Source organism: Nonomuraea sp. NPDC049784 (assembly GCF_040659615.1).
GTDB lineage: Bacteria > Actinomycetota > Actinomycetes > Streptosporangiales > Streptosporangiaceae > Nonomuraea.
This window is the reverse complement of record NZ_JBFAMX010000589.1, coordinates 1-6,484: the sequence shown is the minus strand read 5'-3', so window position 1 is coordinate 6,484 and position 6,484 is coordinate 1. Positions and strand designations below refer to the sequence as shown.

Annotated in this window: 8 protein-coding genes; 7 read left to right on the top strand and 1 reads right to left on the bottom strand. The window is 70.5% G+C overall.

Annotation, left to right across the window (positions count from 1 at the left end; all coding sequences use genetic code 11):
- Positions 1-657: 657 nt before the first annotated feature.
- From AB0J09_RS52715 to AB0J09_RS52685, 7 genes are all read left to right on the top strand, one after another.
- The gene (locus AB0J09_RS52715) at positions 658-1,191 is read left to right on the top strand and encodes a hypothetical protein (RefSeq protein ID WP_360709551.1); all 534 of its coding nucleotides are present in this window, start codon (positions 658-660) and stop codon (positions 1,189-1,191) included.
- 114 nt (positions 1,192-1,305) lie between these two features.
- On the top strand, positions 1,306-2,664 hold the full coding sequence (gene pafA, locus AB0J09_RS52710; RefSeq protein WP_344995632.1) for a Pup--protein ligase: 1,359 nt from the start codon (positions 1,306-1,308) through the stop codon (positions 2,662-2,664).
- 74 nt (positions 2,665-2,738) lie between these two features.
- Positions 2,739-3,686, top strand: a complete 948-nt coding sequence (locus AB0J09_RS52705; RefSeq protein ID WP_360709549.1) for an FKBP-type peptidyl-prolyl cis-trans isomerase — start codon at positions 2,739-2,741, stop codon at positions 3,684-3,686.
- 60 nt (positions 3,687-3,746) lie between these two features.
- Positions 3,747-4,679, top strand: coding sequence for an FKBP-type peptidyl-prolyl cis-trans isomerase (locus tag AB0J09_RS52700; RefSeq protein WP_360709546.1), 933 nt, complete (start codon positions 3,747-3,749; stop codon positions 4,677-4,679).
- A gap of 15 nt (positions 4,680-4,694) precedes the next feature.
- Complete coding sequence (locus AB0J09_RS52695) at positions 4,695-5,048, top strand: hypothetical protein (RefSeq protein WP_360709544.1); 354 nt, start codon at positions 4,695-4,697, stop codon at positions 5,046-5,048.
- Between the two features lie 9 nt (positions 5,049-5,057).
- On the top strand, positions 5,058-5,714 hold the full coding sequence (locus tag AB0J09_RS52690) for a helix-turn-helix domain-containing protein (protein ID WP_360709542.1): 657 nt from the start codon (positions 5,058-5,060) through the stop codon (positions 5,712-5,714).
- Between the two features lie 16 nt (positions 5,715-5,730).
- Positions 5,731-6,210, top strand: a complete 480-nt coding sequence (locus AB0J09_RS52685) for a DUF3291 domain-containing protein (RefSeq protein ID WP_360709540.1) — start codon at positions 5,731-5,733, stop codon at positions 6,208-6,210.
- On the opposite strand, the gene AB0J09_RS52680 is transcribed toward AB0J09_RS52685, so the two are convergent.
- A partial coding sequence (locus AB0J09_RS52680; RefSeq protein ID WP_360709538.1) for a DUF3866 family protein occupies positions 6,156-6,484 on the bottom strand: 329 nt, incomplete at its 5' end. The genes AB0J09_RS52685 and AB0J09_RS52680 overlap by 55 nt on opposite strands.

Genomic DNA, 6,484 nt, shown 5'->3' with positions numbered 1-6,484 from the left:
CCCCGCCCACGGACACCCCGCTCACGGCGGCCCCGCCTTCGGAGGGCACGCCGCCCCCCACGGCGCCCGACGGCGACGTGGACGACGGCTCCGCGCCGTTGTAGGGCTTCCAGGCTTCGCACCCGTCAGGGGCCGTTACGGCGGCCCCTGACGGCGTATTCGGAGACCCGCTACGGGGATGTGGCGGGTCTCTTGCGTTTCTCGCGGTCGGCTACGGGGCTGTCCCGGCGAGGTCGCGGGCGGCGCAGGCGCGGTGGCACGTGGGTGGTGTTTAGGTGTGCCGGTGGTCGGTCGTGGTGTCCGGGTGTGCGGGTGGTGTCCCGGTATGCGGGCGATGGGGCGTGCCGTCCAGTTATGTGGACTATGGCGGTGGGTGTCCGTGTCTGGGCGTCCGGGTGTCGGGTGTCCGGGTGTTGGGGTGCGGTGGTCGGGTGCGGATATGGGCGCGTGCCGTTCGGCCCCCGGGGTTCCGGCGCCGGTGCGGTGGCGTGCCCTGCGGCGGGGTTCGGCGCGATACGTGAGGTGCTCCGCCGGGTGTGGCACGGCCGGTGTGTGGCGCCACTGGGGATGCGGTGGCGACAGAGGAGTGGGGCGGGTGTGACCTGTTTCACTATGATTCGGGCGAACTTCAGAGGGTGATCGAGGATCTCAGAATCCGTGAACACTCCCATGCGTGGCCTCCTGGCGGCCGGTGCCGCCGCGGCCGTGGTGCTGAGCTCGGGTGCGGCGGCCCACGCCGCGACGTCGGCCGCCGCGTTCCCCAGCTACAAGGCGCCCAAGATCTTCGGCACGACCTTCCAGGCGGACCCGAAACACGACTTCACCAAGGGCATCCACCCCCGCCACAACGGCATCCTGCGCGGCTGGATCACCGAAATCCGGGGCGGTGTGGCCGAGTACGAGCCGATCAGGTGGAAGAAGGGCACCATGACCGAGGGCTTCTTCGTGGGCCCGCCCGAGGGCGACGCCATGGCGTACGCCTCGCCCATCGCCAAGGACGTGGTCTTCCTGTCGGCGTTCGGCTGCAAGGCGTCGATGGGCGACATGACGGTCGACAGGAACACGGGCCTCGGCAGCAAGCGGTGCTCCAGGAGTGTGCTGATCAAGCGGCACGCCGACCAGGGCCAGCCCGCGCTCATCACCGTCTACAAGGGAAAAATCGTCAAGGTTCAGGAGATCTATACCCCCTGATCGCGGGCGGCGGCGACCCGCGCCCCGTGGGGGCGGGCGCGGGGACGGGACGCGAAGCGAAAACACCTGGGAAGATCTCTCCCGCTCATGCATCCGTGGGCATAGTGTGAGGTGATGGATCGTCGCATCTTCGGGCTGGAGAACGAGTACGGGGTGACCTGCACGTTCAGGGGGCAGCGCAGGCTGTCGCCCGACGAGGTCGCGCGCTACTTGTTCCGGCGGGTCGTGTCCTGGGGCCGATCGAGCAACGTCTTCCTCCGCAACGGCGCACGTCTCTATCTCGACGTGGGCAGCCATCCTGAATACGCAACACCCGAGTGTGACAACGTCATCGAGCTCGTCACCCACGACAAGGCGGGTGAGCGCATTCTCGAGGGCCTCCTGGTCGACGCCGAGAAACGGCTTCGCGAGGAGGGCATCGCCGGTGACATCTATCTGTTCAAGAACAACACGGACTCGGCCGGAAACTCCTACGGCTGCCACGAGAACTACCTGGTAGGCAGGCACGGGGAGTTCGGGCGGCTGGCGGACGTGCTGATTCCGTTCCTGGTGACGCGGCAGATCGTGTGCGGGGCCGGCAAGGTCCTGCAGACGCCCCGCGGCGCCGTCTATTGCGTCTCGCAGCGGGCCGAGCACATCTGGGAGGGCGTCTCCAGCGCCACCACTCGCTCCCGGCCCATCATCAACACGCGGGACGAGCCGCACGCCGACGCCGAGCGGTTCCGCCGCCTGCACGTCATCGTGGGCGACTCCAACATGAGCGAGACCACCATGCTGCTCAAGGTCGGCGCCACCGACCTGGTGCTGCGCATGATCGAGTCGGGCACCGTGATGCGCGACCTGTCGCTGGAGAACCCGATCAGGGCCATCCGCGAGGTCTCCCACGACATGACGGGCCGGCGCAGGGTGCGCCTGGCCAACGGGCGCGAGGCCTCGAGCCTGGAGATCCAGCAGGAATACCTGTCCAAGGCGAAGGACTTCGTCGACCGCCGCGGCGGCGACGCCATCGCCCACCGGGTGCTGGAGCTGTGGGAGCGCACTCTGAACGCGGTCGACACCGGCAATCTCGACCTGGTCTCGCGGGAGATCGACTGGGTGACGAAATACCAGCTCATCGAGCGTTACCGCAAGAAGTACGACCTGCCGCTGTCCTCGCCGCGGGTGGCCCAGCTGGACCTGGCCTACCACGACGTGCACCGTAAGCGGGGCCTGTACTACCTGCTGCAGAAGCGCGGCTCGGTGGAGCGGGTGGCGTCCGACCTGAAGATCTTCGAGGCCAAGTCGGTGCCGCCGCAGACCACGAGGGCGCGGCTGCGCGGCGAGTTCATCCGCAAGGCGCAGGAGAAGCGGCGCGACTTCACCGTCGACTGGGTGCATCTCAAGCTGAACGACCAGGCGCAGCGCACGGTGCTGTGCAAGGACCCGTTCCGCAGCGTGGACGAGCGGGTGGACAAGCTCATAGCAGGGATGTAGCACGGGGTTTACCTCGGGCCTACCCGGAAGTCGGGTAGGGTGACGCGAATCTGCCGTCTTCCCGAGGGAAACCCATGCGCCGCGCTCTGGCCGTACTGGCCGCCGTGCCTTTGATCTTGTCCGCCGCAGCGTGCGGCTCCTCCGACAACAGCTCGAGCACCGCCGCGTCCAGCGCGCCGGGAGCGTCGGGCGCGTCGGGGTTCAAGGTCACCGGGAACGTGGGCGCCAAGCCCACGGTGTCCTTCCCGTCCGGCTCACCCGCCACGACGTCCTCGTACACGGTGGTCCAGCCGGGCGCTGGGGACGCCCTCAAGAGCGGCGACCGGGTGATCGTCAACCTGACCGTCTACAACTGGGACGGCAAGGGCAACGCCGTCCAGGGCTCCTCCTACGACACCAAGCAGCCCGAGACGATCGCGGTCAACGAGCAGATCCCGCAGGTGCTGCAGGAGGGCTTCACCAAGGTCAAGCACGGCGGCCGGCTGCTGGCCGTGCTGGCCAACGACTCGGCCGCCCAGCCGCAGGCCACCGCGCCGGCCGAGCCGACCAAGGTGTTCGTGATCGACGTCGTCGGCACCGCGCCGGCGCCGCTGAAGGCCGCCACCGGCAAGGAGACCGGCGACAGCATCAAGGGCGTCAAGGTCGTCAGCCCGGGCGGGGAGAAGGCTCCGACGCTGACCACGAAGACGAAGGAGAAGCCGTCGGACAAGCTGGTCGTCAAGACCCTGATCCAGGGCACCGGCCCGAAGGTGCAGCCGAGCCAGACGCTCACGGTCAACTACACCGGCAAGATCTGGGGCACCGACAAGCAGTTCGACTCCAGCTGGGAGCGGGGTCAGCCGGCCGAGTTCCCGCTCGGGAACGTCATCCAGGGCTGGCAGCAGGGCCTGGCCGGGGTGCCGGTCGGCAGCCGGGTCGTGATGAGCATCCCGCCGGCCATGGGCTACGGCGACCAGGCGCAGCAGGGCATTCCCGCCAAGAGCACCCTGGTGTTCGTGGTGGACGTCCTGGCGGCCTACTGACGCGGGCTCCGGCGAGGCGGTAGCATCGCCAGGCCCAGCCCCGGCCGCCTGGGAGGACCGATGCGCCGCCGCCGTACCGCAGCGTTGCTGCCGGCTCTCGTGCTGCTGGCCGGCTGCGCGGGCGGCCCGGACATGGCAGCGGGCGGCCCGGGCCTGACAGGGCGCGCCCCGGGCGGGACGGCGGGCCGCCTTGACGTGACGGTGGGCGGCCTGGACATGACGGTGGCCGGTCCGTTCGGCGCCAGGCCGACGATCGCCTTCACCGGCGGCAGGCCCGCCGCCGGGCTCCAGGTGGACGAGCCGGCCACCGGCGACGGCCCGCCGCTCGCGGCGGATGACGTGGCGATCGTCCAGTACACCGCGCACGTATGGGACGGCAAGGACAACCGCCTGGTCGACTCCAGCTTCGACCGCGGCACCCCCGCCGCCTTCCCGGTGGGTGAGGGGCTCGGGGGGGCGCTGCGGGGCCACCGCGTGGGCAGCAGGGTCGTCGCCGCCGTCCCGCGCGGCCCGGGAGCGGGGCAGGAGCTGCTCTACGTCGTCGACATCCTCGGCGCGCACCCCAGAGGTGCCTCCGTCGAGGCGGGCGGCGGCACGCTGGCGGGTGCGCGCGTCACCGGCGGCGCCCCGCCCGCCCTGGCGGTGCCCGCGACCGCGCCGCCCGCTGCTTTCGCGGTCAAGGTGCTGGCCAGGGGCGCCGGGCGCGCGACACAAGCGGGGCAGCTCGTGGTCGCCCAGTACGAGGGTGCGATCTGGAGCCGCGGCCGGGTCTTCGACAGCACCTGGACGACCGGCCGGCCGAAGGCGTTCAGGATCGACGACGGCAGCGTGATCAAGGGCTGGGACCGGGCCCTGGTGGGCGTGCCCGCCGGCAGCCGCGTCCTGATGATCGTCCCGCCCGCCTACGGGTACGGCGCCGCCGGCGATCCCGCCCACGGCATCACGGGCTCCGACACGCTGGTCTTCGTCGTGGACGTCCTGGCCGCCTACTGAGGCACCATGGACTCCATGATCCGTACATTTCTCGTCATATCGTCCGCCTTAGCCGTCCTGTTCGGCGTGGCCCCCGCCGCGTCCGCGACCGCCAATCCGCCTTTCTGCAAGGGCGTCAAGCCCTGCGTGCTCGGCGGGGACGTCGGCAGGACGTGGGTGCACGCCTCCGCCTCCTCCAAGACCAGGGCGGGCGCCGTGGCCGCCAGGCTGCTGCGCAACGCCAAGACCGTCCACCGGCAGTACGGCGCTCCCGAGTGGGTCGACATCTGGGTGATCAAGAAGGGCGCGTGCTGGCGGAAGTACGGCGACGCCACCGCCAAGCCCAGCCGCGCGTGCGCGTACAAGCACCTCGAGCGGAAGCTTTCATAGACTCCCGCTGTGAGTAGCGACGACCTCGACGCACTGGCCCTTCTGCACGACCCCGTCCGCCGCAGCCTGTACGCGGTCGTGGCGGCCCGCGGCGGCGACGTGGGCAGGGGAGAGGCGGCCGAGGCCGCGGGCGTGTCCAGGACCCTCGCGGGCCACCACCTCGACAAGCTCGTCGAGGCAGGGCTGCTCGAGAGCGGCTTTCGCCCGCAGGAGAAGAAGGGTCCTGGCAGCGGCCGACCCGCCAAGGTGTACCGCAGGGCCAGAGGCGAGCGGTCGGTGAGCCTGCCGCCGCGCGACTACGCCTCCCTCGCCTCCGTCCTGGCCGGCGTCGTGGACGCCCTCGGGGCCGAGGAGCAGGCCGAGCGGGCCGCGCGCGAGGCGGGCGCGAAGATGGCCGGCAAGCACGCGGGCGAGCCGGTCGAGCAGGTGCTCGAGGCGCGCGGCTACGAGCCGTACGAGGAGGGCGGCGCGCTGCGGCTGCGCAACTGCCCCTTCCACGTGCTGGCCGAGGAGCAGCCGCTGTTGGTGTGCTCCATGAACCTGGCCCTGTGCCAGGGCCTGCTCGAAGGGCTCGGCGACGATCCGGCCAGGGCCGCGCTCGACCCGCGGCCGGGGGAGTGCTGCGTCACTCTAAAGCAAACGGATATTGACATAGAAGGCGGGTGATGGTGTCCTGAGCGTCATGCATCTCGCCGAACTGAACATCGCCCACCTCCGCGCGCCCATCGACAGCCCCGAGCTCGCCGAGTTCGTCGCCCTCCTGGAGCCCGTCAACGCCATCGCCGACGAGGCGCCCGGGTTCGTGTGGCGGCTGAAGGAGAGCGAGGACGACCCCACCGCCACCGTCGTCCACGAGTACGGCGACTATCTGCTGATCAACTTCTCGGTGTGGGAGTCGCTGGACACGCTGTGGAACTACGTCTACCGCAGCGCCCACCTGGACGTGCTGCGCCGGCGCAGGGAGTGGTTCCTGCGCATGGCCGAGCCGTACATCGTGATGTGGTGGATCCCCGAGGGCCACATCCCGTCGCTGGCGGAGGGCATGCGGCGGCTGGAACGCCTCAAGGCCGAAGGCCCGAGCCCCGAGGCGTTCACGTTCAAGGACTCCTACGACAGCAGCGAGGCCGTCAGCCTGCCCGCCGCCGCCGAGGCCAGGAAGTAGGCCAGGTCCTCCTCAAGCCCTCTCCCCATTGTCGAGAGCCGCACGGGGGACTCGCGCAGCGCCTCGTGCAGGCCGTCCAACGGCACCGGCACCAGGTGGTGCCGCACGGCCAGCAGTTCGGCCTGGTCCCTGACCCGCTCGCCGAAGTCCCCGGGCAGCACGGGCACCGGCACGTCGGCGGGGGAGAGGGCGACCCGGCCGTAGGCGGTCAGCGAGTGGTGGGAGACGCCGTAGTGGCGTTCGCGCTTGTCGCCCTCGCTGACCCGCAGTGCCT

Coding starts and splice junctions, on each gene's coding strand:
- pafA (WP_344995632.1), top strand. CDS start 1,306: ATGGATCGTCGCATCTTCGGGCTGGAGAACGAGTACGGGGTGACCTGC.
- AB0J09_RS52705 (WP_360709549.1), top strand. CDS start 2,739: ATGCGCCGCGCTCTGGCCGTACTGGCCGCCGTGCCTTTGATCTTGTCC.
- AB0J09_RS52685 (WP_360709540.1), top strand. CDS start 5,731: ATGCATCTCGCCGAACTGAACATCGCCCACCTCCGCGCGCCCATCGAC.
- AB0J09_RS52700 (WP_360709546.1), top strand. CDS start 3,747: ATGCGCCGCCGCCGTACCGCAGCGTTGCTGCCGGCTCTCGTGCTGCTG.
- AB0J09_RS52695 (WP_360709544.1), top strand. CDS start 4,695: ATGATCCGTACATTTCTCGTCATATCGTCCGCCTTAGCCGTCCTGTTC.